The 24287-nt window shown below is 71.9% G+C and carries 22 protein-coding genes; 9 read left to right on the top strand and 13 right to left on the bottom strand.

Annotated elements, in window-relative coordinates; translation table 11 throughout:
* Positions 1-75 precede the first annotated feature (75 nt).
* From moeZ to ACZ4Z3_RS10695, 7 genes are all read right to left on the bottom strand, one after another.
* A complete protein-coding gene (gene moeZ, locus ACZ4Z3_RS10725) occupies positions 76-1254 on the bottom strand; it encodes an adenylyltransferase/sulfurtransferase MoeZ (RefSeq protein WP_055514434.1) in 1179 nt (392 codons plus the stop codon).
* Positions 1255-1317: 63 nt separating this feature from the next.
* Entirely contained in the window at positions 1318-2067 is a 750-nt protein-coding gene (locus ACZ4Z3_RS10720) for a spherulation-specific family 4 protein (protein WP_468500622.1), read from the bottom strand.
* On the bottom strand, positions 2055-3014 hold the full coding sequence (locus ACZ4Z3_RS10715) for an NAD-dependent epimerase/dehydratase family protein (RefSeq protein WP_468500621.1): 960 nt from the start codon (positions 3012-3014) through the stop codon (positions 2055-2057). Before ACZ4Z3_RS10715 ends, ACZ4Z3_RS10720 begins: the two co-directional genes overlap by 13 nt.
* 204 nt (positions 3015-3218) lie before the next feature.
* On the bottom strand, positions 3219-4415 hold the full coding sequence (locus ACZ4Z3_RS10710) for a hypothetical protein (RefSeq protein ID WP_468500620.1): 1197 nt from the start codon (positions 4413-4415) through the stop codon (positions 3219-3221).
* On the bottom strand, positions 4412-6280 hold the full coding sequence (locus tag ACZ4Z3_RS10705; protein WP_468500619.1) for a DUF3492 domain-containing protein: 1869 nt from the start codon (positions 6278-6280) through the stop codon (positions 4412-4414). The genes ACZ4Z3_RS10710 and ACZ4Z3_RS10705 overlap by 4 nt, the downstream gene beginning before the upstream one ends.
* Positions 6281-6478: 198 nt before the next feature.
* The gene (locus tag ACZ4Z3_RS10700; RefSeq protein WP_468500618.1) at positions 6479-8044 is read right to left on the bottom strand and encodes a DUF3152 domain-containing protein; all 1566 of its coding nucleotides are present in this window, start codon (positions 8042-8044) and stop codon (positions 6479-6481) included.
* Positions 8045-8052: 8 nt separating this feature from the next.
* The gene (locus ACZ4Z3_RS10695) at positions 8053-9213 is read right to left on the bottom strand and encodes an alpha/beta fold hydrolase (protein ID WP_468500617.1); all 1161 of its coding nucleotides are present in this window, start codon (positions 9211-9213) and stop codon (positions 8053-8055) included.
* A gap of 255 nt (positions 9214-9468) precedes the next feature.
* Here ACZ4Z3_RS10695 and ACZ4Z3_RS10690 point away from each other — a divergent pair, with 255 nt between their 5' ends.
* The 4 genes from ACZ4Z3_RS10690 to ACZ4Z3_RS10675 all read left to right on the top strand — a co-directional run bounded on the left by ACZ4Z3_RS10690 (position 9469) and on the right by ACZ4Z3_RS10675 (position 11460).
* Positions 9469-9693, top strand: a complete 225-nt coding sequence (locus tag ACZ4Z3_RS10690) for a hypothetical protein (RefSeq protein ID WP_107463251.1) — start codon at positions 9469-9471, stop codon at positions 9691-9693.
* Between the two features lie 276 nt (positions 9694-9969).
* On the top strand, positions 9970-10611 hold the full coding sequence (locus ACZ4Z3_RS10685) for a TetR/AcrR family transcriptional regulator (RefSeq protein ID WP_055514444.1): 642 nt from the start codon (positions 9970-9972) through the stop codon (positions 10609-10611).
* A gap of 178 nt (positions 10612-10789) precedes the next feature.
* The gene (locus tag ACZ4Z3_RS10680; protein ID WP_055514448.1) at positions 10790-11017 is read left to right on the top strand and encodes a DUF3107 domain-containing protein; all 228 of its coding nucleotides are present in this window, start codon (positions 10790-10792) and stop codon (positions 11015-11017) included.
* Between the two features lie 173 nt (positions 11018-11190).
* Complete coding sequence (locus ACZ4Z3_RS10675; protein ID WP_468500616.1) at positions 11191-11460, top strand: hypothetical protein; 270 nt, start codon at positions 11191-11193, stop codon at positions 11458-11460.
* A gap of 269 nt (positions 11461-11729) precedes the next feature.
* Here the strand turns inward: ACZ4Z3_RS10675 and ACZ4Z3_RS10670 are convergent, their stop codons facing one another.
* Positions 11730-12500, bottom strand: a complete 771-nt coding sequence (locus ACZ4Z3_RS10670; RefSeq protein WP_468500615.1) for a ferritin-like fold-containing protein — start codon at positions 12498-12500, stop codon at positions 11730-11732.
* Positions 12501-12998: 498 nt separating this feature from the next.
* Here ACZ4Z3_RS10670 and ACZ4Z3_RS10665 point away from each other — a divergent pair, with 498 nt between their 5' ends.
* Entirely contained in the window at positions 12999-15506 is a 2508-nt protein-coding gene (locus ACZ4Z3_RS10665) for a DEAD/DEAH box helicase (protein ID WP_468500614.1), read from the top strand.
* Between the two features lie 475 nt (positions 15507-15981).
* Positions 15982-16851: an alpha/beta fold hydrolase gene (locus ACZ4Z3_RS10660; protein WP_468500613.1), complete on the top strand. Its 870-nt coding sequence runs from the start codon at positions 15982-15984 to the stop codon at positions 16849-16851.
* A gap of 24 nt (positions 16852-16875) precedes the next feature.
* Here the strand turns inward: ACZ4Z3_RS10660 and ACZ4Z3_RS10655 are convergent, their stop codons facing one another.
* Entirely contained in the window at positions 16876-17781 is a 906-nt protein-coding gene (locus tag ACZ4Z3_RS10655; RefSeq protein WP_107424150.1) for an NYN domain-containing protein, read from the bottom strand.
* Positions 17782-18021: 240 nt separating this feature from the next.
* Between ACZ4Z3_RS10655 and ACZ4Z3_RS10650 the strand changes: the two genes are divergently transcribed.
* A complete protein-coding gene (locus ACZ4Z3_RS10650) occupies positions 18022-18174 on the top strand; it encodes a hypothetical protein (RefSeq protein ID WP_099967352.1) in 153 nt (50 codons plus the stop codon).
* A gap of 137 nt (positions 18175-18311) precedes the next feature.
* Here ACZ4Z3_RS10650 and ACZ4Z3_RS10645 read toward each other — a convergent pair whose 3' ends face one another.
* The 4 genes from ACZ4Z3_RS10645 to ACZ4Z3_RS10630 form a co-directional block, all read right to left on the bottom strand.
* Positions 18312-18917 carry a MarC family protein gene (locus tag ACZ4Z3_RS10645; protein WP_055542815.1) on the bottom strand — a complete coding sequence of 202 codons (606 nt, stop codon included), beginning with the start codon at positions 18915-18917 and terminating at the stop codon, positions 18312-18314.
* 387 nt (positions 18918-19304) lie between these two features.
* Positions 19305-20180, bottom strand: a complete 876-nt coding sequence (locus tag ACZ4Z3_RS10640) for a PHP domain-containing protein (protein ID WP_468500612.1) — start codon at positions 20178-20180, stop codon at positions 19305-19307.
* A 233-nt stretch (positions 20181-20413) separates the two neighbouring features.
* Positions 20414-21055, bottom strand: coding sequence for a DUF6758 family protein (locus tag ACZ4Z3_RS10635; protein ID WP_055520711.1), 642 nt, complete (start codon positions 21053-21055; stop codon positions 20414-20416).
* A gap of 264 nt (positions 21056-21319) precedes the next feature.
* Complete coding sequence (locus ACZ4Z3_RS10630; RefSeq protein WP_468500611.1) at positions 21320-21904, bottom strand: suppressor of fused domain protein; 585 nt, start codon at positions 21902-21904, stop codon at positions 21320-21322.
* Positions 21905-22474: 570 nt separating this feature from the next.
* On the opposite strand from ACZ4Z3_RS10630, the gene ACZ4Z3_RS10625 reads away from it, so the two are divergent.
* Positions 22475-23599, top strand: a complete 1125-nt coding sequence (locus tag ACZ4Z3_RS10625) for a magnesium and cobalt transport protein CorA (protein ID WP_468500610.1) — start codon at positions 22475-22477, stop codon at positions 23597-23599.
* Positions 23600-23640: 41 nt separating this feature from the next.
* A complete protein-coding gene (locus ACZ4Z3_RS10620) occupies positions 23641-24186 on the top strand; it encodes a hypothetical protein (RefSeq protein WP_468500609.1) in 546 nt (181 codons plus the stop codon).
* The last annotated feature ends 101 nt before the right edge of the window (positions 24187-24287 follow it).

The following is a 24287-nucleotide window of genomic DNA, read 5'->3' as shown; positions in this document are numbered from 1 at the left end:
GCGACAAGGGGCCCGGCACACGCCGTGCCGAGCCCCTCCGGAGAAAGCGTCCGCCCGCCTACGGCGAGGACGGGACTAGTAGACCGGCTTGTCGGGCTCGATCTGGTTGACCCAGCCGATCACGCCGCCGCCCACGTGGACGGCGTCGGAGAAGCCGGCCGACTTGAGGACCGCGAGGACTTCCGCACTGCGGACACCCGTCTTGCAGTGCAGGACGATCTTCTTGTCCTGCGGGAGGCTTTCCAGCGCGGAGCCCATGAGGAACTCGTTCTTCGGGATCAGCCGGGCACCGGGGATCGAGACGATCTCGTACTCGTTGATCTCGCGGACGTCGATGATGTCGATGTTCTCGCCGTCGTCGATCCACTCCTTGAGCTGCTTGGGAGTGATCGTCGAGCCCGCGGCCGCCTCCTGGGCCTCCTCGGAGACGACGCCGCAGAAGGCCTCGTAGTCGATGAGCTCGGTGACGGTGGGGTTCTCGCCGCAGACCGCGCAGTTCGGGTCCTTGCGGACCTTGACCTGGCGGTACTGCATCTCGAGGGCGTCGTAGATCATCAGTCGGCCGACGAGGGGCTCACCGGTGCCGGTGAGGACCTTGATGGCCTCGGTGACCTGGATGGAGCCGATGGACGCGCACAGCACACCGAGGACACCGCCCTCGGCGCAGGAGGGGACCATGCCCGGCGGCGGGGGCTCCGGGTACAGGCAGCGGTAGCAGGGGCCGTGCTCGGACCAGAAGACGGAGGCCTGGCCGTCGAAGCGGTAGATGGAGCCCCACACGTACGGCTTGTTCAGCAGCACGCAGGCGTCGTTGACCAGGTAACGGGTCGCGAAGTTGTCCGTGCCGTCGACGATCAGGTCGTACTGGCTGAAGATGTCCATCACGTTGTCGGCCTCGAGCCGCTCCTCGTGAAGGATCACGTTCACGTACGGGTTGATGCCGAGGACGGAGTCACGGGCGGACTCGGCCTTGGAGCGACCGATGTCGGCCTGGCTGTGGATGATCTGACGCTGCAGGTTCGACTCGTCGACCTCGTCGAACTCCACGATGCCGAGCGTCCCGACGCCCGCCGCGGCCAGGTACATCAGCGCCGGCGAGCCCAGGCCGCCGGCGCCCACACAGAGCACCTTGGCGTTCTTCAGCCGCTTCTGCCCGTCCATCCCGACGTCGGGGATGATCAGGTGGCGGGAGTACCTGCGGACCTCATCTACGGTGAGCTCGGAAGCGGGCTCGACCAGGGGTGGCAGCGACACGGGGACTCCGTTGATCGGTCAATCACTACAGTTGTTCTCCCAGTAACACTGCCACGCCCTTTTTCATTCCGAGACACCCGTTCCAACCAGCGAGACAATGTCGTCCCAGTAGCCGGGCAGGGTCGCCCAGGGATCGACTCGGCCGCCCCGGTCCGTGCGGTCGGTGAAGTAGATCGTGGCGGCGCCCTGCCAGCGGGCGACGCGCAGCGCCTCGTCGAGGTGGACGCGGGGCACACCGTGGACGAAGTGACAGAAGCGCTCGGGAGGGTGGTCGGCGGTCCATTCGGCGACCTGGGACCAGCGGTAGTCGCTCCAGGGCCCGGAGAAGGTCACGAGTTGGTCGGCGCTCTCGGCATACCCGGGATGTGGATGGGTGCCGTGGCCGAGGACTATGTGGCCGCCGCCGACGAGCGCCCGGAGGGTGAGGACGGTGCGGCTGATCCCGGGGAGTGCGCCGCGCTCGGTGGGGCAGCGGTCGAGGAGGTAGCCGTCGACCTGGTACCAGTCGAGGTGGCGGTGGGCGTCGGCGACGATCTCACCGAAGGGGCGCGCGCCATGGGTCACGTCGATGTGGCCGAGGACCCGGACGCCGGCGTTGCGGAGCCGTCCCGCCGCTTCCAGACAGAGCGGGTCGGGGCGGGTACCGGGGCCGTCGGAGACGTTCAGGACAACCCAGTGCAGAGGGGTCCCGGGGCGGGTGAGTTCGCCCCATTCCAGCGGGGCGACAAGGGGGTGCGCATAGCCGGGAATGCCGAGGCCGGCGCTCAGGCCGGTGCTGGCGGTGCCGGACGGGGCGGAGGTCAGATACGGCATGCGGCCTCCATCCAGATGTCGGCGAGGGACTCCTCCAGATTGATACGGGGCCGCCAGCCGAGCCGGTCACGGGCGGTGCGGACATCGGCCTGCTGCCAGCTGCCGCAGCCGTCCGGGTAGGGATAGGCGACCGGAGGGGTGTGGTCCGGTTCGGGCCGGGGGTGGCCGATGGTCGGCCTGAGGGACCCGGGCAGGGTGTCGAGTTCGTGGAGGGCGCCGCCGTAGCCGGCGACACGGGCGAGGACGGCGGCGGCGTCGCGGAGGCGTACGGCACGGCCGGACCCGATGTTGATCACGCCTTGGGCGGCGGAGAGTGAGGCCGCGTGGACGGCGCGGGCGACGTCCCGGACGTCGACGAAGTCGCGCTGGACGCCCAGGCCGCCGAGTTTGAGTTCGCCGTCGCCGGACTGCATGGCGCGCCGCATGGCTTCGGCGAGGCGACCGAGCGGCGAGCCGGCGGGGGTACCGGGCCCGGCGGGTGAGAAGACCCGCAGGACGACGGCGTCCAGGCCGGAGCCGAGGACGAGTTCGGTGGCGGCGAGTTTGCTGACGCCGTACGGGCCGCCGGGGCGGGGCACGGCGTCCTCGGCGGTGGAGGAGCCGGGCTGGCTGGGGCCGTATTCGGCGCCGCAGCCGATCTGCACCAGGCGGGCACCGCAGCCGCTGCGGCGGAGGGCCTCGCAGACGGTGGCGACGGCGACGGTGTTGTGCCGGGTGAGTTCGCGGGCGCCGCCGCGGGTGGCTCCGGCGCAGTTGATGACGACGCCGGGGTGGACCGCGTCCAGGAAGCGGGTGAGCGCGCCGGGACTGCCGGTGGCGAGGTCGAACCGTACGTCGGCGTCGTCGCCGCGACCGAGCGCGGTGAGTTGGACGGCCGGGTCGGCGAGGAGGCGTTCGGCGACGAAACGGCCGAGGTATCCGTTGGCTCCGATCAGCAGGACCCTCATCGGGCGGCTCCCGGGGCGGACTCTCCGGTTCGGGAGGTGATCATCTGGCGTTCTCCTTATGAGGTGGTGCCGTGGGTGATGAGGTGGTCCCGCGGTGTCGGCCCCGCGGGAGGTGGTGCGCGCGACGGCTGTCCCGCGCGCCGGTGGGGCTCGGTTGCGGGCTGCGGTCTGTGGTGACCGCGCCGTGGACCGGCCGGAGTGGGGTCAGACCGCCCCCGGCGGGCGGGCGTGGGCCGAGGCCCGGGTGAGGGTGCGGGTGGCGTGCACGAGGAGGAGGAGTGCGGCAGTGCCGCAGACCAGGGCGGGGACGGCGCCCGGTCCCCAGGCGTCGGTGACCGTCCTGACGGGGACGGCCAGGAAGGAGTAGCCGGGCAGGCGGCTCGCGAAGACGGTGGCGAGGGCGCAGGTCTCGGTCAACGCCGCCGTGCACAGGACGGTGGCGGGGGCGTGGGGGAAGCCGTGGGTGCTGAGGAGGCGGGCCAGCAGAAGCAGCGCGCCGAGGGCGACCGCCCCCACGGAGACGGCCGGTTCGTCCAGGACCGTGCCGCACAGGGCGAGCAGGAAGACCAGGGCGCACAGGTACAGGGCGAACACGCCGAGAAGCAGGGGCTTCACGGAGTCGGCGAAGTCGGCGAGGCCGCGGCTCGCGACGAGCTTGCGGCGTGCGCGTACGGAGAGGAGGTGGGCGCACCAAAGGGCGGGAGCGCAGCTCAGGGCGAGTGCCAGGACGGGTGCCGTGGCGAGGGCCCAGGGGCCGTCGGGGCCGTCGGCGAGACCGGCGGCGAGCAGTCCGTCGCCGAGCAGGGCGTACGCGAGCAGCCAGCAGGTCCATGTGCCGCTGCGGCCGGTAGTACCGAGCGGCGACCCGAGCGGGCCGCGGCGGAGGGCGACGCGCAGGCCGAGGGCGACGGCGAGGATGCCGGCCGTGACGACGGCGAGGCGGGGTTGGCCGTGGGTGAGCCGTACACCGGCCACGGCCGCCGCGCAGAGGGCGCCCGGGAGAAGGGCGAGGACCGCCCAGCCGCCGCCCGGCCCGGACGCGGCGGGCATCGGCCGACGCTCCGGGGGTGTCTCCGCGTCACGGGGCACGCGCGCGTACATCTCCTCGGCGAGCGAGAAGACGTCCCGGTGCCGGAAGCGGGCGGCCGTGCGGTCGGTGACCCCGTGGGCCTCCAGCCCGGCGGCGATCTCCAGCGGGTCCACGGCCCGTTCGCACAGCTCCCGGTGCCGGTGCATCAGGGCTTTCACGGGGTCCACGGCCCCGCGTCCGGCGGCGGGCGGGGATTCAGGTTCGTGGGAGGTCCGGCCTTCGCCAGCAGGACTCGGCTCAGCCGGACCGGGCCCGGCCAGTTCGTCGGCCCCGTCCCTGCTCTCCAGGCCGTCCAGCCGCAGCTCGCTCATCGCGCTCCCTCTCCCGCCGGCACGGGTTCACCGGTAGCGGCCGGAGGCGTTCCCATGGTGTGGACGGGGGTTTCCACGGCCCAGCGGGGACGGCCGGACGCAACCCCGCCGACGCCCGAGCCCGCCGTGACGGCACCGGCCACGCCCGCCGCACCGGCCATGCCGGCAACACCGAGGCCTCCCGTCCCCAGCCGGGGCTCGGTCCAGCGGCCGGGGACGTGCGCCTCGGCAGGGGCGCCGAACGGCAGGGGCGCGTCGGTCTCGTCGAGGACGTCCTTCCGTACCGGGGCGTGGGAGACGACCTCCAGGTAGATGCCGCGAAACGCGGCGACGTTCTGCTCGACCGTGAACAGTTCGAGGGCGCGTGCGCGGGCGGCCGCGCCGAGGCGCGCACGTCGCTCGGGTGCGCGCAGGAGCGCCACGCACGCCTCCGCAAGCGCCTTCGGGTTGCGGGGCGGGACGACGAGCCCCGTCCCGCCGATGACCTCGACGACCGCGCCGGCATCCGTGGACACCGTGGGCCGTCCGCAGAACATGGCCTCCACGAGGCTGATGGGAAACCCCTCGACGACACTCGACAGGACGACGACGGCGCCGGACGCGTACGCCTCGGCAAGATCGGGGACGGCGGGGTCGCCGATCTCCTCGAAGGAGACGGGGTTGTCACCGACGGCGTGCACTCCGTCGGCCTCGTCGGGGAAGAGTTGCGCGGCCAGGGCCCTGCAGTGGCCGAGATAGGCGGCCCCCTCGTCGCCCGCGGCCGCTCCGACGATTCTGAGCCGGGCCTTCGGCTCCGCTCTGCGGATCTCGGCGAAGGCGTGCAGCAGGGAGACCAGGTCCTTGGCCGGCTCGACACGGCCGACCCAGACCAGGGTGTGGGGGTCCGCGCTCTCCGGCGCCTCCCCCACCTCGGCGAAGCGGGACGCCTCCATGCCGGGATAGACCGTGCGGATCTTCGCCCGGTCGGCGCCGCAGCGTTCCTGCCAGCGTCGGGCGTGGGTGTTTCCGGGGGTGAGACAGGCGGCGCGCCGGTAGACCTCGGCGGTGAGTCGCCGGTGGAAGGCCGCGAGCAGGGCGCGCACCGGCGCGTCACCGGAGGCCCCGAGGTAGTGCGCGCGCAGCGGCACGCCGTACTCGGTGACCAGGAGCGGCACCTCGTGGAAGTGGGCGGCCAGCAGACCGGGCAGGGCGGCCGAGCCGCCGGCCGCGGCGTGGCACAGGTCGACCGAGCCGAGCCCGTCGTCCTCGTACCAGTCGAGCGAGAGGGGGCGCAGGGCGCGTTCGAGGTGGGCGGCGACGGTCAGCAGATCCGGTACGCGGGCTTCGCGCGCCGCTCCGAGTGCGCCCGGCGCACGACAGGCGCGTTCGAGTGTGTGGACGGCGGCTTCCGAGCGCAGGGCGCCCACCAGTCCACCCTCGTCACGGGCCAGCTCGGCAAGCCCGTACAGCGCGTTGCCGAAACGGTCCGCCTCACGACGGGAGCCGCTCTCGGGGGCATCTCCCATTCCGAGGGCTCTTCCCGTTCCGGGAGCTTCTTCTCCCGTTCCGCCGGCTTCTCGCGTCTCAGGCGTCCCGGCGGAGCAGATCACCGACGCCAGTTCGCCGTACGCCTCCGTGAAGCGCCGCCGCGCCCGGCGGCGGTGGACCACACCGTCGTCCTCGGCCGTCCACAGCGGTGCCGTCCGGACGCGGCTGACCTGCGGCGGAAGCGGGACCCAGCCCTCGTCCTCCTGTTGCTCACTACGGCTGAGCGCGTAGACGTCGAACTCGTGTCGCTCCAGCCCACGCACGAGTCGGTCGCACCAGAGCCTGGCGTCACCGCTCACATACGGATAGCCACCCTCCGTAAGCAGTCCGATGCGCACGTGTGCACCCCCGATCTCCCGTTTGGGGAGCCGCCGTTCACCCGGCGGCTCGCAGCGGGACGAACGTATGCGGACATGGCGGTGGCGCGACGGACGGTTGTCCGTCGCGCCACCAAAAGGGGTGAACGGTCGTAACTTTCCCTAGCGGAACGCGTTTCGTCGCGCTAGGGGATCAGTCGACTACGGTGCGTCAGAAACTCAACCTTCGGGGAACGCCCACGGGTTGGCCTTGCAGGTGATCCCGTCGTAGGAGAGGAACTTGCTCTGCTGCTGCATGACGGGGGCGAGGTCACCGTCCTTGTCGCAGGTCACGTGGCTGTAGCCGAGACGGTGCCCGATCTCGTGGTTGATCAGCATCTGCCGGTACGCGTGGATGCGGTCGCCGTAGGTCTTCGAACCCTGGGCCCAGCGATAGGCATTGATCATCACGCGCTCAGTGGCGGCGGAGTCGCACGACACGTTGTCCACCGTCGTGTCGAGCCCCGACTTGGCACACCACACGGCGGTGGTGCCCGGACTTGCCAGTGTGATCACGAAGTCGGGCTTCCCGGAGGAGATCCGTTCGAAGGTGCGGCCGCCGTTGTGCGCCCAACTCCGGTCGTCGTTCAGTGTCTTCTGGACGGCCTGGGCGAACAGTTCCGCGTCGAGGACGAGCCCTTCCTCGACGTCGACCCGGTAGCGGTACTTCCGTCCCGTCCCGGGCGCCTTGTCGAAGCCCCTGACGGTCTGGAACTTGCCGTTGCCCTCCAGGTCCGCGGCTAGTGCGTACTTCTGACCCATCTTCTCGTCGTACGAGAGCGGGGTCGCGCGCATGCTCGGCGGACTGGACGGCGTGGGCCGGTCGTCGCTGCGTGAGGCGCCCCGAACGGCGCGGTCGGCGGCGTCGGCGGCCCGCCCCTGGGCGGTGGTGTCCTCCTGGCCGCCGGTGACCTGCCCGCCGACGATGACCGCGAGCACGGTGGTGACGGCGGCGGCCGCGATCCCGGCGAACGCCCGCCCCTTGCCGCTCCTCCCGGTGTCCTTGCCCTCGCCGGACTCACCGGTCGGCGGTCGCTCTTCGTCGAAGGCGTCCAGGTAGGCCTGCCGCGGCCCGCCCGGCGGCGGTGGCGCGGCTTCCTGCCGCTGCCGAGGGATGGGGATGCGCCGACCCTGACCCTCCCCGGGCGCGCCGGAGGAGGGGCCGCCGGACTCGCCGTGCCGCATGCCGTACGAAGGGCCGCCGGGCGCGCCGTACGGGGCCCCCGAAGGAGCCCCGTACGCACCCTGTCCGTCACCCGGGAGTGGTCGCGTCTCACCGCCCAACCGGCCCCAGCCGCCGCCCGCTTCACGGTGCTCGGGATGCCCGCCACGACTCTGCGGGACGCCTCGGCCGGGGGTGCCGTCGGGGAGACAGGGGAAACCGTGCGCGGGTGTGCCGTCCGGGAAACGCGGCACTCGTTGCCCCGAACCGCCGTCCGGAAGACGCGGAAACCCATGGGCGGGCGTACCGTCCGGCGGACGCGGGAACCCGTGTGCCGGCGTGCCGTCGGGGAATCGCGGGACACCGCGCACGGGCGGGCCTTCGGCATGACGGGGGAAACCGTGCGCGGGCGGGCCGTCGGCAAGGCGCCGCATGCCCGGGCCCGGGGCCCCCTCGTACCCCGGACGTGGTCCGCCGAGCACCGCCCCGTGGTCGCCCCCTACCGGCGGGCCCGCTGGAGCCGCCGTCGAGTTCTCGCTCGTGTCGCCTTTCGGCGCCCGCCCCTTGCGGCTGTGTCGTCCCACGCCGCGCCTCAGCTCCCCATAGCGGGGGCGCCGGGGACGACCCCGTCCCCGGTGGATTCGTCGGCCTCGCCCTTCACCGGCTTGCCGTTCACGGACTCCCCGTTCACCCGCTTCGCGTCCGCCCCGTCCGGGGCCGACGTCGCCGAGCCCCGTACGCCTGATTGCCGCGTCCCGGAGCCATGTCCCTCAGAGCCTCCCACACCGTTCGACGCCCTCCTGGTCGTATCGGCCAGCAGGTCGCGGACCGCCGCGGCGACCGCCTCCGGGTACTCCATCATGGCGACGTGCCCGGCGTCCGGCAGGGAGACGAGGCGCGAGTCGCGGAAGGCGCGGGCGGCGCGCTGGGCCATGCGGTAGCCGACGAGCTGGTCACGGCGGCCGTAGACAAGGAGCGTCGGGGCGAGGACCCGCTCGGCCTGACGCCACAGCGAGTGCTGCCCGCCCAGTGTGTACGCGTCGACGATGCCGCGGGCTGACCTCGTCATCGCGTCCCACATATAGGGAAGCCGCAGGCGCCGCTCCATCTCCTCCACCGCGTTGCGGAAGCCCTCCCCCGTGACGCGGCCGGGGTCGCCGTAGCAGAGCGCCATGACACCCCGGACTCGCTGCTCGGCGGTCCAGCCCTTGGTGAAGCGGGTGAAGAGTGCCGCGGCACCGGGGACCGCGAGCATCCCGGTCGGCACCGCGGTGCGCTGTACACGCAGTTCGGGCAGTGCGGGCGACACCAGCGTCAGCGTCCGGACGAGGTCGGGGCGCAGGGCCGCGACGCGGGTGGTGACCGCGCCGCCGAGGGAGTTGCCGAAGAGGTGCACCGGGCCGCGCCCGGACGCGTCCAGATAGCGGATGACGGCACGCGCGTGTCCCGTGACCGAGTAGTTGCCGTCGTCCGGCGGCGGCGAGTCGCCGAAACCGGGCAGGTCGACGGCCTCGTTGGCCACCAGGTCGTCGAGCAGCGGCATCAGCGCCGACCAGTTCTGCGAGGAGCCGCCCAGGCCGTGTACGTACAGGGCGGGCGGCAGATCGTCACGGGCCGGGGGTCTCGACCGGACCGCCAGAGTGATCCCCGGCAGACGCACCGACCTGAGCCGCTCCCCCGGCGCCACGCGCACGGAACTCGCCTTCGGCGACGCGGTGGCGGTCATCAGGGACGGCAGCTCGGTCGAAGACATGCGGCAATGTTACGAGACGATCACGTAGTGGTTCATGTGTTCGCCGTCACAGATCGAGCCACGTACGGCGGGGTACCGGAGGGAACGACTCATGGAACAACTCGTAGAGCGAACCGTCCCGTCACCACCGGACCGCATAGCGCCACGTTCGGCTGTCTCCTAGGCTCGTAGACAGCAAGGCACACCCGTACGTGGCCCCTGCCGCTTCACAGGGTTCCGGCAGCACCGAGGCAGGAGCAGGAAGGGGAAACCACGATGGCCGTTGACCCCACCGATCCCGAGACGTTCGCGGAGACGGAGGCCGATTCCGTGGAGATCGACGACGTCGAGGCCCCCGAGGCCGATGCCGCCGAGCAGCACACGTACGTCACCCCGGACCGGGACGACCCGTTGACCGACGTCGATCCGGGCGTCGCCAACCCGGCCGATCTCGCCGAACAGGCCCGGGTGGTCGACCTCGACGAGGACGACTACCGCTAGAGCGGGCCCCTCGCCCGGGGACCGCCGGCGGCCGACCACGCCCGCGTGCCCACAGGAGCCCCGTCCCCGAGGACGACCGCCGGTGACGCGAAAGACGACGACCGGTGACGGGAAAGGGCTTCCTTCTGTCCACCCTGCCCGCGTTTGACGTGGTCCGCGGCACTTTCCCAGGCGTCCGGTCCGTGAAATTCTGCGCTCGCACCGCGCGCGCCAGGGTTACCGAAAAGTACGATGGCGGCGCGGCGCACACCGCACATGGACGATTTGGGAGGCGGCGTGACAGCCATCGAGCAGACAGAGGCGGCACGCCCGCGGGGCACACGCCTTCCGCGCCGAGCCCGACGGAACCAGCTGCTGGGCGCCGCCCAGGAAGTCTTCGTGGCCCAGGGCTATCACGCGGCCGCGATGGACGACATCGCCGAGCGCGCCGGTGTCAGCAAGCCGGTCCTCTACCAGCACTTCCCAGGCAAGCTCGACCTCTACCTGGCCCTGCTGGACCAGCACTGCGAGTCCCTCATCCAGGCCGTGCGCGGCGCGCTCGCGTCGACGACCGACAACAAGCAGCGCGTACGGGCGACGATGGACGCGTACTTCGCGTACGTCGAGGACGAGGGCGGCGCCTTCCGGCTGGTCTTCGAGTCGGACCTGACGAACGAGCCCGCCGTGCGCGAGCGCGTCGACAAGGTCACGAACGAGTGCGCGGAGGCCATCTGCGACGTCATCGCCGAGGACACCGGTCTGTCGCGCGCGGAGTCGATGCTCCTCGCCTCGGGCCTCGGCGGGCTCGCCCAGGTCGTGGCGCGGTCCTGGCTGCACAGCGACCGCAGCGTCCCGCGCGAGCAGGCGGTCCAGCTGCTGGCGTCGCTGGCGTGGCGCGGCATCGCCGGCTTCCCGCTGCACGGCATCGAGCACCACTGACCGTCGCCCGCGGCCCCGGACCGTTGATCGGCACACCCCTGGTCCGGGGTTTTGTTCCCGCACCCTGTTCGCTCCTGGCGTTGCCGAGCGGAGGGTGGACGTCCCCTCACCGGGCTAATGTGTGCTGGGTACGGCGCGGACGCCCGCGCACTTCACTGACCGTCGGAGGGACATAGCCGTGGAGGTCAAGATCGGCGTGCAGCACGCGCCCCGCGAGATCGTTCTGGAGAGCGGTCAGAGTGCCGAGGAGGTCGAGCGTGCCGTGTCCGAGGCGCTGGCCGGCAAGTCGGCGCTGCTGAGCCTCACGGACGAGCACGGTCGCAAGGTGCTGATCCCTGCCGACCGTCTCGCCTACATCGACATCGGCGAGCCGACCGTCCGCAAGGTCGGTTTCAGCGCGCTGTAGCCGAGAGGCGCACGACGTGTACGGAGGGGCCCGGTGGTATGAAACCACCGGGCCCCTCCGTATGCGTCCCTCCACAACTCGTCCACAGGGGGAGGATTGCCTTCCGTGACTCGCGGGTAGTACCGGCTACGACCGATTTGCCCAGGCCAGGCTGTGTGGGAGGGAACCCGATCATGTTCTTGGAAGCGCTCGGATCCGCACTCGTCGGGCTCGCCCTCGCCTGGGCCGCCGTCTACCGCCTGCCGCACCGTCTGCCGCCCCGCACGCTCGTCCTGCCGACCGGCGTGGCGGGCGCCCTCTTCGGCGCGTTCCTCACCCACACCGCCCTGGGTTCCACGAACGTCCTGGTGCTCCTGAGCGGCGGGGCGATCGTCGCCGCGGCGTCGTTGTCGCTCCTGCTTCGGCCGACGGAGCGTTTTCGACGCAGGTCGGCCACCGCGTAGCCCGCGCCACGGCGAGCCCTCCGAAGAGACGCGGAGCCGCGGCGCCACCGAGCGGGCGCGACCGACCGCGCATCCGCGACCGGCCTCGCACGCCCCGCGTCCCAGGCATGATCCAAACGACAGGCCCTAGCCGGCCGCGAAGTCAGCGGCCCGCGGCGGCCGGGGGCTCACGGCGGCCGGGCCCTCAATGCAACCAGCGGCTCATGGCGGCCGGGCCCTCAATGCAACCAGCGGCTCATGGCGGCCGGGCGCTCAATGCAAGCAGCGGCTCACGCGGCCAGGCCGAGCGCCGCCATCCGCTTCGTGTGCGCCTCGGTGATCCGGGAGAACATCCGCCCCACCTCGGCCAGGTCGAACCCGTCGGCCACGCCGCCCACGAGCATCGTGGACAGGGCGTCCCGGTCGGCCACGACCCGCTGCGACTGCGACAGCGCCTCGCCCATCAGCCGCCGCGCCCACAGCGCCAGCCGCCCGCCGACCCGCGGGTCCTCGTCGATCGCGGCCCGCACCTTCTCCACCGCGAACCCGGCGTGCCCGGTGTCGTCGAGGACGGCGAGCACCAGCCCGCGCGTGTCCGCGTCGAGGTGCGCCGCGACCTCCCGGTAGAAGTCACTGGCGATCGAGTCGCCGACATACGCCTTGACCAGGCCCTCCAGCCAGTCCGACGGCGCAGTCTGCTTGTGGAAGCCGTCGAGCGCGTCCACGAACGGCTCCATGGCGCGCGTCGGCTCCTCGCCGATCTCCGTGAGCCGGTCCCGCAACCTCTCGAAGTGGTGGAACTCGGCGGCGGCCATCTTCGCCAGCTCCGCCTTGTCGACGAGCGTCGGCGCCAGCTTCGCGTCCTCCGCGAGCCGTTCGAACGCCGCGAGCTCCCCGTACGCCAGCGCTCCGAGCAGATCCACGACGGCGGCGCGGTACTGCGGGTCGGCCGAGGCTTGGGCCCAGTCCTGGGCGGCGATGCCGGTGACCTCGGCGGTCTCGGCCGTCTCAGCGGTACCGGCGGCGTTCTCAGGCTTGTCAGACGTGGTCATGAAGCGCACAATAGCCCGCTCTGCGCAGGGCGGAAGGGTCCGGTCGATCGGTGTGACGACGACTACGTGACCAAATCGGCCATCGCATGTGCGCGTTTCCGGGGTATGGTGGTAATGCGCCTGCTGAGTACGTCGACGTACCACCGCGGTATCTCGACCGTCTCTCGACAGGCCGCACGCATGAGGATGCCCGGTCGGTGGCCCGATCGGCTCCGACCCGACAGCCCTCCTGTTCCGTACGGCACTCCGCGTACGGCGTCCGGAGGGAACCCCTCAGCGGTATGAGCGCTAGAGCGTCGGCAGTGGTCCCGTGCCACACGGCCAGCCCGTGAGGGCGGCCGATGCCCCCAGGCACGGTCAGACGACACGACCCCCGCGCTCGCGCCACACCGCGTACACAGAAGAGGCAGCACCCTGACTACGACTTTTCGAGATCTCGGAATCCTTCCCGAGACGGCCGAGGCCCTGGAAGCCGTCGGCATCGTCACTCCCTTCCCCATCCAGGAGATGACGCTCCCGGTCGCTCTTTCCGGCACCGACGTCATCGGCCAGGCCAAGACCGGCACCGGCAAGACGCTCGGCTTCGGCCTGCCGCTCCTGGAGCGCGTCACCGTCCCCGCCGACGTCGAGGCCGGCCGCGCCAAGCCCGAGGACCTCACCGAGGCCCCGCAGGCGCTCGTCGTCGTCCCCACCCGCGAGCTGTGCACCCAGGTCACCAACGACCTGCTGACGGCCGGCAAGGTGCGCAACGTCCGCGTCACCGCGATCTACGGCGGCCGCGCCTACGAGCCGCAGGTCGAGGCCCTGAAGAAGGGCGTCGACGTCGTCATCGGCACCCCCGGACGACTCCTCGACCTCGCCGGCCAGAAGAAACTGAACCTGAAGCACGTCAAGTGCCTGGTCCTCGACGAGGCCGACGAGATGCTCGACCTGGGCTTCCTGCCCGACGTCGAGAAGATCATCAACATGCTTCCGGCCCGCCGTCAGACGATGCTGTTCTCGGCGACCATGCCGGGCGCGGTCATCGGTCTCGCCCGCCGTTACATGTCCCAGCCGACGCACATCCGCGCCACGGCCCCGGACGACGAGGGCGCGACGGTCGCGAACACCTCGCAGCACGTCTACCGCGCGCACAACATGGACAAGCCCGAGATGGTCGCGCGCATACTGCAGGCCGACGGCCGGGGACTGGCCATGGTCTTCTGCCGCACCAAGCGCACGGCCGCCGACCTGGCCGACCAGCTCAAGCAGCGCGGCTTCGCCTCCGGTGCGGTCCACGGCGACCTCGGCCAGGGCGCCCGTGAGCAGGCGCTGCGCGCGTTCCGCAACGGCAAGGTCGACGTCCTCGTCTGCACCGACGTCGCCGCGCGCGGCATCGACGTCGAGGGCGTGACCCACGTCATCAACTACCAGTCCCCCGAGGACGAGAAGACGTACCTGCACCGCATCGGCCGTACGGGCCGCGCGGGCGCCAAGGGCATCGCGATCACCCTCGTCGACTGGGACGACATCCCGCGCTGGCAGCTCATCAACAAGGCGCTGGACCTCGGGTTCAACGACCCGCCGGAGACGTACTCCACGTCCCCGCACCTCTTCGAGGAACTGAGCATCCCGGCGGGCACCAAGGGTGTCCTGCCGCGATCGGAGCGCACGCGGGCCGGACTCGACGCCGAGGAGCTGGAAGACCTCGGTGAGCCGGGTGGTCGCGGTGCCCGCGGGCGTGGCGGACGTTCCTCCGGCCCAGCGCCCTCCGCGGAGCGTGAGCGCCCGGCGCGTACGCCGCGCCGTCGCCGCCGGACGCGCGGTGGCGCCACCGTGGACGCGACGGCCCCCGAGGCGACGGCGGTCACCGAGCCGACGCGGCCCACGGAGACGCCGGGCACGTCCACCGAGGCCGACGCCGGCCCCCGTACACCCCGCCGTCGTCGTCGCACCCGCGGCGGTACGGCGCCGACGGCCCAGACGGTGACGTCGGCGGTGGAGGCGGAGGGGTCCGAGAAGGCCCTGGACGCCACCTCCGCCACCCCCGACGCCGCGGACGCCGTGAAGGCTTCGGCCGTGAGCACGGTCGCGGACGTCGCGGACACCGCCGACGCCCTGCCTGCCGCCGACGAGGCGAAGCCGCGCCGCCGCCGCACGCGCAAGACGGCCTCGGCGGAGCCGGTCGAGGCTCCGGCCGCCGAGCTGACGGTCGACACGGTCGCCGAGGAGGCCGCGCCGAAGACGCGTCGGCGTACGCGGAAGGCCGCAGAGGCCCCCGCGGCTGCCGAGGCGCCCGCCGCCGAAGCCGCGCTCGACACGGCCGAGGGCGCGCCCGCCACCGAGGAGGCCGCCCCCAAGGCGCGCCGCCGGACCACCCGCAAGGTCGCGGAGGCGCCGGTCGACGCGTCCGAGGCCGTGGCCGAAGAGGCTGCGCCCAAGACGCGGCGCCGGACGCGGAAGGTCGCCGAGGCACCGGTTGACACGGTCGACGTGGGCGAGACCACGGTCGCCGAGGAGGCCGCGCCGAAGACGCGCCGGCGTACGCGGAAGGCCACGGAGGCCCCCGCGGCTGCCGAGGCGCCCGCCGCCGAAGCCGCGCTCGACACGGCCGAGGGCGCGCCCGCCACCGAGGAGGCCGCGCCCAAGCGCCGCCGGACCACCCGCAAGACCGCGGCGACGGCCGAGGCCACGGGTGACGGGACGGCCGCCGCCGAGGAGAGCGCGCCCAAGACGCGCCGCCGGACCACCCGCAAGGTCGCGGAGGCGCCGGTCGACGCGGCCGGGGCCGTGGCCGTGGCCGAGGAGACCGCGCCGAAGACGCGTCGGCGTACGCGGAAGGTCGCGGAGGCTCCGATCGAGGCGTCGGTTCCGGCGCAGCCGACGGAGGAGCAGGCCACCAAGCCGCGTCGTACGCGCAAGGCTGCCGCTCCGGCTGTTGCCGTCGAGGACGCCGGTGCGGGTGCGGCTGAGACGCCGGCGCCGCGTCGGCGGGTGCGGAAGGCTGCGGCTGCTGTGGAGCCGACGGATGGCTGAGGTCAGGTAGTAGCCGGCTGCGCGGAGGCCCGGTTCCCCTTCCTGGGGGCCGGGCCTCCGGCGTTCCGGCGGGGGCGCGACCGCCGGAGCCGGACACGGGTTTCCTCGCTCCCGCCGCCCCTACCCGTCCCCTCCCCTCCCCAGGGGCTGCCGCCCCTTCGACCCCGCCTGGCCGGAGCGGCGTATGCGGGTCATGGGGTTCCAGGAGCAGATGCGGGTCCGTGGGGGCTTGGCGCACCGTTCCCCGCGTCCCTGAAGGGGCCTGCGGCCGTTCAGGGGTCAGCTGCTGATGGGGTCTGCGGCCCTCCAACGGCAGCTGGGGCGGGCTCAGGGGCGCGGTGAACTGCGCGATCAACCCCCACCCACTCAGCCGCCGGGTGAAGGACCGGCCGTGTGCGCCCATCGTCTCCCGACGGCCCCCCCGAACCACCCTGCAGGGTGATTCCTCTCCTCGGTCTCCGGTTACCCTCGCCCCATGAGCCGTCCTCCCACGTTCACCCCTCCCCCCGGTGCCCGCGCCCACCGGCTGCGCACCTCGCGTGGTGAGTTCGCCGTCATCGAGGCGGGCAACCCGGTGAAGGGCACCGTGCTCCTCGTGCCGGGGTTCACGGGCAGCAAGGAGGACTTCATCGCGCTGCACGAACCCTTGGCGGAGGCCGGCTACCGCTCCGTCGCCGTGGACGGACGGGGCCAGTACGAGAGCGAGGGCCCCAAGGACGACGAGTCGCCGTATGCGCAGGACGAGTTGGCGAGGGACCTGCTCGCCCAGGCACAGGTCGTCGGCGACGGCGCCCCCCTGCATCTCCTCGGCCACTCACTCGGCGGTCAGATCTGCCGCGCCGCCGTCCTCCTGGACCCCTCCCCCTTCGCCTCCCTCACCCTGATGGCCTCGGGCCCGGCCCAGATCTCGCAGAGTCAGCAGCAGCGCGTGAAGCTGTTGAGGGACGCCCTGGCCGTGATGGGCATGGAGCAGGTGTGGGACGCCATCCAGGCGATGGAACCGCCGGAGGAGACCGACACCGGCGGCCTCGACGAAGGGCTGGACGACAGCGCCGACCTGCGCCGCCGCTGGCTCGCCCACAGCCCGGCGCAGCTCATCGCCACCGGCCGGCAGCTCTGCGCGGAACCCGACCGCGTCGCGGAACTGGCCGCCCTGGGCCTGCCCACACACGTCCTGTCCGGCGAGCGCGACGACACCTGGCCGATCCCACTCCTCGACGACATGGCCGCACGCCTCCAGGCGCACCGCACGGTCATCGCCGCCGCCGAGCACTCCCCCAACACGGACCGGCCGAAGGCCACGGCCTCCGCCCTGATCGGCTTCTGGGATCAGCTGACCGGCTGATCGCCCTCTGCCGGCACTGGCTAGCTAGTACTGCGCCCTCAAGTGCTCCCAGAACCCGTCCCGCAGCGCCCTTCTCAGATCCGCCTGGCCCCGTAGCGAGTACTGGAGCAGCCCCTCCGCCTCGACGAGGAGGTCCTGGTCGACCGAGCCGGGCAGGTACGGGTGGCCGTGCAGGAGTTCCTTGAGCGGCTCGCGGCCCCGGGACGCCAGCCATTTCGCGGCGATCTGGGCGCCGACGAAGCGGACGTCCTCACGGGTGGGCCGGGCCCCGGCGGTGGCCTCGTACGGGACGGCGGCCCTCCGGGACACGTACGGCTTGAAGAAGTCGAGGTCGAAGGTGCGCTGGCTGTCGACCTCCCAGAGCAGCGGCTCGGCCTGGTTGCGGCCCTCCGGCGCCTCGATGCCCCACAGATGGACGCGCGCCCCGTACCCCTGCGCGGCCTCGACCGCCGAGACCAGGTCCTCGTCGCCGCCGATCAGCGCCGCGTCGCTGATGGCGCGGTGCCTGGCCAGGGACTCCAGGTCCGTGCGGATGAGGGAGTCGACGCCCTTCTGCTGGTTGTTCGCGTTGAGGTTGCCGAGCCGCACCTTGACGTCCGGCAGCTCGGCGATGGACTGCTGCTCCGCCGTGTGGATGCGGCGCCGCGCCCCGTCGTACCAGTAGACCCGGAGCAGCCGGCTGTCCGCGAAGATCGTGCGGGCCCGGTCGATCAGGGCGTCGATGAGACCTTCCGCATCGAGGTCGAAGGACCGCCGGTCCTCCGTCCCGGCGACGAGCCGCCCCACGGCCGCGTAGAGATACCCGGCGTCGACGAAGATCGCATGGGTCGAGGGCGTCTTCGCCACCTCGGCGAGCATGCGCTGGAGCAGCTCGTTCGTACGGTCGATGCGGGCGCCGAGCGCCGCCAGGTCGTCGTCGTTCATATGCATCCATTGTCCTGGCGGTCACGCTGCGAACACAACCGGTCCCAATCAGTCTTACAGCTTCCTGGTAGACACACCCACAACGTCACTTACCAGCCAGTAATTAGGTTCTCGAAAAATTTCCTTAGCGTAGGGAATGTTTGTAACAGGCATACCGTTGAATCCTCATGGAACACGGGCACCGACGACCCGCGCACCGCCAGTAGTTCTCCCCAGTGGGAGGACGACCAGACGAAGGGAGAAGCCATGCGCTTCGAAATCCTGCGACTCGACGACGTCAACGGCACGCCCGTCGACAGCACGGTCGTGGACGCCGCCTCCGTCAACAGGATCGTGCAGCAGGCCGCCGCCATCGGGCAGCGTCTCTGGATCCGCCCCGCCGACGTGACCGCTTCGTAGGACCGGCCGACGCGGCCGCCCCGCATCGGGCGGATGCGTGCAGACTTCAGAGCCCCGTGCGGGCCGCACCGAGGTGCGCCGTACGGGGCTCTGCGTACATCCGGCCCCTGCACGGCTGTACGTTTGGCGGGTCGGCGTCAGCTGCCCTGGACCACCTGCGTGACACCGTTGATGATCTGCTGCACCGCGATGGCGGACAGCATCATGCCCGCGAGCCGGGTCACCAGCACCACACCGCCGTCCTTGATGACCCGGATGATCAGCAGCGAGTACCGCATCGTCAGCCACAGCACGACGTGGATCGCGAGGATCGCGACCCACACCGACACCTGGGCGGCCACCCCGTCCGCCTTCTGCACCGCGAGGATCACCGACACGATCGCCCCGGGCCCGGCGAGCAGCGGCATGCCGAGCGGCACCAGGGCGACGTTCACGTCCTTCGTCTGCTTGGGCTCGTCCGTCTTGCCGGTGAGCAGATCGAGCGCGATCAGCAGGAGCAGCAGTCCGCCCGCGATCATCAGCGCGGGAACGGAGACATGCAGGTAGTCGAGTATCTGGTGCCCCAGCAGACCGAAGACGGCGATCACACCTCCGGCCACACAGACGGCCTGCAGCGCCATCCGCTTCTGCGTCCGGGCGGGGCGCCCGGCGGTGAGGCCGAGGAAGATCGGGGTGATCCCGGGGGGATCCATGATCACGAACAGGGTGAGGAACAGGGAACCGAAGACGGCGAGATCGAACACGGGGGTGCCTTGCGAGAGTGTGCGGAAGGGGAGGGAGAGGGGCGGGGGGCCGGCCCGTATCGCGGAGCGGGGCGGTGCGGGCGCGGGGAGGGCGGGGCGGGGGCCTTACGCCGGTGGTGACGAACGGGTGACGGGGCCGGGGGGTGAGCACGGAGAACGGGGGCGGAGGACGGAGGACGGGAGGGCGAGACCTCAGGTCGAGCAGCCTCAGGCCGAGCAGCGGGACTGCCGACCCACCTGGTCACCCCTGCCCGCCCGATCAGCGACCCCTGGGGCGACCCATCAGGTGATCCGCCGACCGACCCGCCCGCCAAGCCGTGGATCGACCTGCCGGCCGCCCCGTCGACCGACCCGCCGACCACGCCTCCTGCCGAACCGCCGGATGCCCTACGGCCGAGGCACCGAACGCTTCCCGCCGGTGCCCGGGACGGGGAACGCTCCGGTGGCTCGGCGGGTGATCTCCCCGTACACCTCGGGATCGGTCGTGTACTCGCCGAGCTCACAGGTCTTGCGGCTGCCGTGGTAGTCCGAGGATCCGGTGGCGAGCAGCCCCAGTTCCTTCGCCAGGCCGCGCAGCCGCGCCCGGGTCGCCGGGTCGTGGTCCATGTGGTCGACCTCGATGCCGTCGAGCCCGGCGGCGGCGAGGTCGGCGATCGCGGACTCGGGGACGGTGCGGCCTCGTTTGACGGCGGCGGGATGCGCGACGACCGCGACTCCGCCGGCGCCCTTGATCAGCCGGATCGCCTCGAACGGGTCGGTCTCGTGCTTCTCGACATAGGCGCGGCCGCCGTCGGCGAGCCACTGCGGGGAGAACGCGTCGTTCACGGTCGGTACGACGCCGAGTTCGACGAGGGCGGTGGCCACGTGCGGCCGGCCCACGGAGCCGTCCCCGGCGATCCGGGCGACCTGTTCCCAGGTGACCGGCACACCCAGTTCGTTGAGCTTGTCGACCATGCCGCGGGCCCGCGGCACCCGGTCGTCCCGGACCAGTTCGCGCTCGGCGAGCAGGCGGGGCTCCTCCGGGTCGAACAGGTAGGCCAGCATGTGCATGCCGACGCCGTCCAGGCGGCACGACAGCTCGGCGCCGGTGACGAGCGTGAGCCCCTCCGGCAGCGCGGCGATCGCCTCGGCGTACCCGCGGGTGGTGTCGTGGTCGGTCAGCGCGACCACGTCCAGGCCCGCGGCACCGGCCTTGCGGACCAGCTCGGCGGGGGTGTCCGTACCGTCGGAGGCCGTGGAGTGGCAGTGCAGATCAATGCGCACGACGCGGACTCCAGGCACAGACGAAACGAAAGCGGACGCTCAAGAATAGCGTCCTTTTGAAGCACTCCGGTCACACCCGAAACCGGGTAGTGCCCCCTACACATGGAGGGGGCACCCCGCCGTTGCGGGACGGGCCCGCAACCGTTGCGGACAGGCCCCGGTCGTTGCGGACAAGCCCCCCGGCCGTCGCGGACAGGCCCCCGCCGACCAGACACGTGCCGGCGCAGGGCCGCCTACGGCTCCAGGATGCGCGGGGAGAGCGCGCCGCAGGGCAGCAGTTCCACCTCGGCGCCCGCGTCCCGCAGGTCGGTCAGGACCAGTTCGTCGTACATGAGCAGGCCCGTCTGTTCGGGCCAGACGACCGCCCAGAGCCAGAGGCCGAGTGCCTCCCCGGCGAAGACGGCGCGGTCGTCGGGGGTGCCGGAGACATGCCAGAGGGGCGTGGGGCGTCCCGCGGCGAGCACCTTCGCCTGGGGCGGTTTCTCGACGCTGAGATACGGGCCGGGGTCGGGTCCGTCGATGCCGGCGTACCGGGCACCGAGGCCCACGCCGAGCTCCTCGGCGATGAGCACCAGCTCACCCATGCCGCCGAGCGGCCCCGGACCGGAGCAGGCCACGGCGGTGGCGCGCCCTCCGCTGCGGTCGTCGCCGGCGAAGGCCGCGCCGGTGAACAGCCAGCCCACCGGCAGCGGCCACGGCATCCACACCGGCACCTGGGCGCGGTGCACCACGACACTGAGGGCCTCGACGCTGGGCGGGATCACGGGCTGCAGCGGGTGCACCGTCCCGTGTACAGCGCACTGCCAGGAGTCGGCAAAGAGGCCGGGAGCCCTGACCCGGCCACCACACTTCGGGCAACTGGGTTCGCCCCTCATAGGGCCCAACGGTCCTCCCCGTGCTTCCTCGCGTCAAGGACGATCACCCGTCCGGCGTGTGCGCGTCACATTCCGCGCACGACCACCGGACGCCGGACGGCGGCCGGCCCTCCGGGGGACCGGAGAACCCGCCATCGGGATCAACTACCCGCGCCACGGAGGGAAGCGCCGATTTTCGGCCACCTGCCGGGCGCCCACCGGTCACGTGTGGCGTGCCATCGGTCACACGGGGAAGTCGCGGAGGGAGTCCTCGGGGCGGTCGGCCTAGTCCAGGGAGACCGACGTACGGACGGGGTCACGGAGGTCCGTCCCCTGGGTGAGCCAGCGCTCCTGGAGGGCCTGGGCGCCGTGGACGCGCTTCCAGGCCGCCTCGTTGGGGGTCATCGGAAGGAGGGGGAGGAACCGTACGGGGTCGGCGGGGGCCTCCAGTTCGAGGTCCTCGACCAGGCCGCCGGACTCGGCGACGAGGACGGAGGTGAAGGGGGCGCCCGGCCACAGCGGATCGCCCACGTCGAGGGAGGCGCCGGGCGCCACGACCACACCCTCCACCTGCGGTGACGCGGCGAGCACGGCGAGCGGGCGGAGCACCTTGTCGGTGTCGGCGATCCCGTGCCGTACGGACAGGACGAGCTCGGCGCGGGGACCCTTGACGGGGTCGGCGAGGACCGCGGTGGGGTCGGCCATCGGCTGGGCGGACATGCCGAGCGTGGCGTAGCGGACGACGTCGCCGTCGGTGAAGCGGAGCACCTCGATGCGGTCCGTACCGAGGAAGGTGACCGCGGCGCGCGCGTCCGGCTCGCCCAGCGCGGACCGCAAACGGGCTTCCACCAACGGAAGAACATCAACCATGAACCGAGCATAGAACTCGTCAGGAACCGGCAAACGGGCGCCTTGACACTTCAGTCGACTGTTAGTCTGGGGCGCCGGTCGGAACAACACGCGGGCAGCACGCAGAAGCGTCGCTCTCAAGCCCTCTTGTCCCGGCCAGAGAGAACTGACTCCCCTACGGGGAACCCCGGATGGGGTATGGAACGTCCCTTACGAGGGACCGGCCGGAGGAGGTGGGGCTGCGATGGACCGAAGTCGACCGTGCAGTACCACCCGCTCTTCCGACCGCTGAGTCACGTAGCTCTCGCGTCAGCTCTCTGCTTGGCTGCCACCCTCACTCGCGTCGTGCCGCTCGTCGGTCGTCGCGCAACGGAAGAGCACTTCTTTCCCGCCTTGATCCCATCACCGATCAGCCGTCGCCGATCAGACCGCATCGATCCGACGTCGCCGATCTGAATCAAGCGAAGCTGTCACCGCGACGGTGCGGTGCTCCCCGCTTTGTGGACGTGCCAAACATCGGAAGCCAAAACGTCCTCATTCCGGGTAGTTCCAACCGTCGTCGGCGGCCTTTCGTTGCGAAGGAGTCTGCCCATGTCGATGATCAACAACCTGCGCGCCGCGGTCCGCCCCTCCCGGCCGTCCCGGCTGTCGCTGCGCAAGGACGGGGCCGTGTACGACGCCACCCGCCCCGCGGAGGCGACCACGGCCGTCGTCGACTGTGCCGTCTACCGGGACGGCGCGCGCGTCACGTTCGAGCGCACCCTCGCCCCGCACGAGGCGATCCGTCAGGTACGCCGGGACGGCGGGTTCGTGTGGATCGGTCTGCACGAGCCGTCCGAGGCCGAATTCGCCGGTATCGCGGCCGAGTTCGGGCTGCACCCGCTGGCCGTGGAGGACGCGGTGCACGCGCACCAGCGGCCGAAGCTGGAGCGCTACGACGACACCCTCTTCACCGTCTTCAAGACCATCCACTACGTCGAGCACGACGAACTCACCGCCACCAGCGAGGTGGTGGAGTCCGGCGAGGTGATGTGCTTCACCGGGCGGGACTTCTTCATCACCGTCCGGCACGGCGGCCAGGGCTCGTTGCGGGCGCTCCGTCACCGGCTGCAGGACGACCCGGAGTTGCTCGCGAAGGGCCCCTCCGCCGTGCTGCACGCCATCGCCGACCACGTCGTCGACGGGTACGTGGCGGTCGCGGACGCGGTGCAGGACGACATCGACGAGGTGGAGACGGAGGTGTTCTCCCCCGGACGCAAGGGCACGCCCCGGGGCACCGACGCCGGCCGCATCTACCAACTCAAGCGCGAGGTCATGGAGTTCAAGCGGGCGGTACTGCCTCTGGTGCGCCCCATGCAGCTGCTGAGCGAGCGTCCGATGCGGCTGGTCGACCCGGACATCCAGAAGTACTTCCGTGACGTGGCCGACCACCTCGCCCGCGTGCAGGAGCAGGTCGTCGGCTTCGACGAGCTGCTGAACTCGATCCTCCAGGCGAACCTGGCGCAGGCCTCCGTCGCCCAGAACGAGGACATGCGCAAGATCACCTCATGGGCGGCGATCATCGCCGTGCCGACGATGGTCTGCGGGGTGTACGGCATGAACTTCGACTACATGCCGGAGACGCACTGGAAGTTCGGCTACCCGGTGGTCCTCGGCGTCACGGTGGCGCTCTGCCTGGGCATCCACCGCACGCTCAAGCGGAACGGGTGGCTGTAGCCGCCCGGCGCCGCCGGGGGGCCAGGGCCTAGGCTGACGGCATGACGGAACAGCTGCTCGACCGGGCCCTCGTCGAGGAGGCCACCAAGAAGTCCGGGCTCATCTGGGTGAGCGGCGGCGGGGCGCCGTCGGCGCACGCCCAGGGGCCCGGGGTGCCGTCGCGGGCGCTGTGGCACGTCTGGCACGAGGGCGCGGTGTGTCTGGTCGGCGACGGGCCGGGGGAACAGCCGCTGCCGGGGCTCGCCGACGGCGGCCCGGCCGTGGTGACCGTGCGCAGCAAGGACAAGGGCGGGCGGCTCGTGACCTGGGACGCGACGGTCGTGGAGCTGGCCCCCCGGTCGCCCGAGTGGGACGCGGCCGTGGCCGAGCTCAAGGGGAAGCGGCTCAACGCGCCCGACGGTGAGGCCATGCCGGAGCGGTGGGCGCGGGAGTGCCGGGTGCTCCGTCTGGAACCGACGGGGACGACCGCGCCGCTGCCCGACGGCGATCTGGCGCGGGCTCCGCTGCCGACGCCGGCGACGACGCGGCAGCCGGTGCCGGCCGGGTTGCCCCGGCTGCTTTTCAAGCGTCGGAAGAAGCAGGGCTGAGGGGTTTCGTTCGCCCACCGGGGCGGGGGTGTGCTTCCTTCGCCCACCGGGGCGGGGGTCGTGCGTCCGTCGGCGGCTGGAGGGTTCGTCGTGGCTGGTCG

The sequence above is a fragment of the Streptomyces sp. NPDC030296 genome (assembly GCF_055572815.1).
This window is presented reverse-complemented; position numbering and strand designations above follow the sequence as displayed.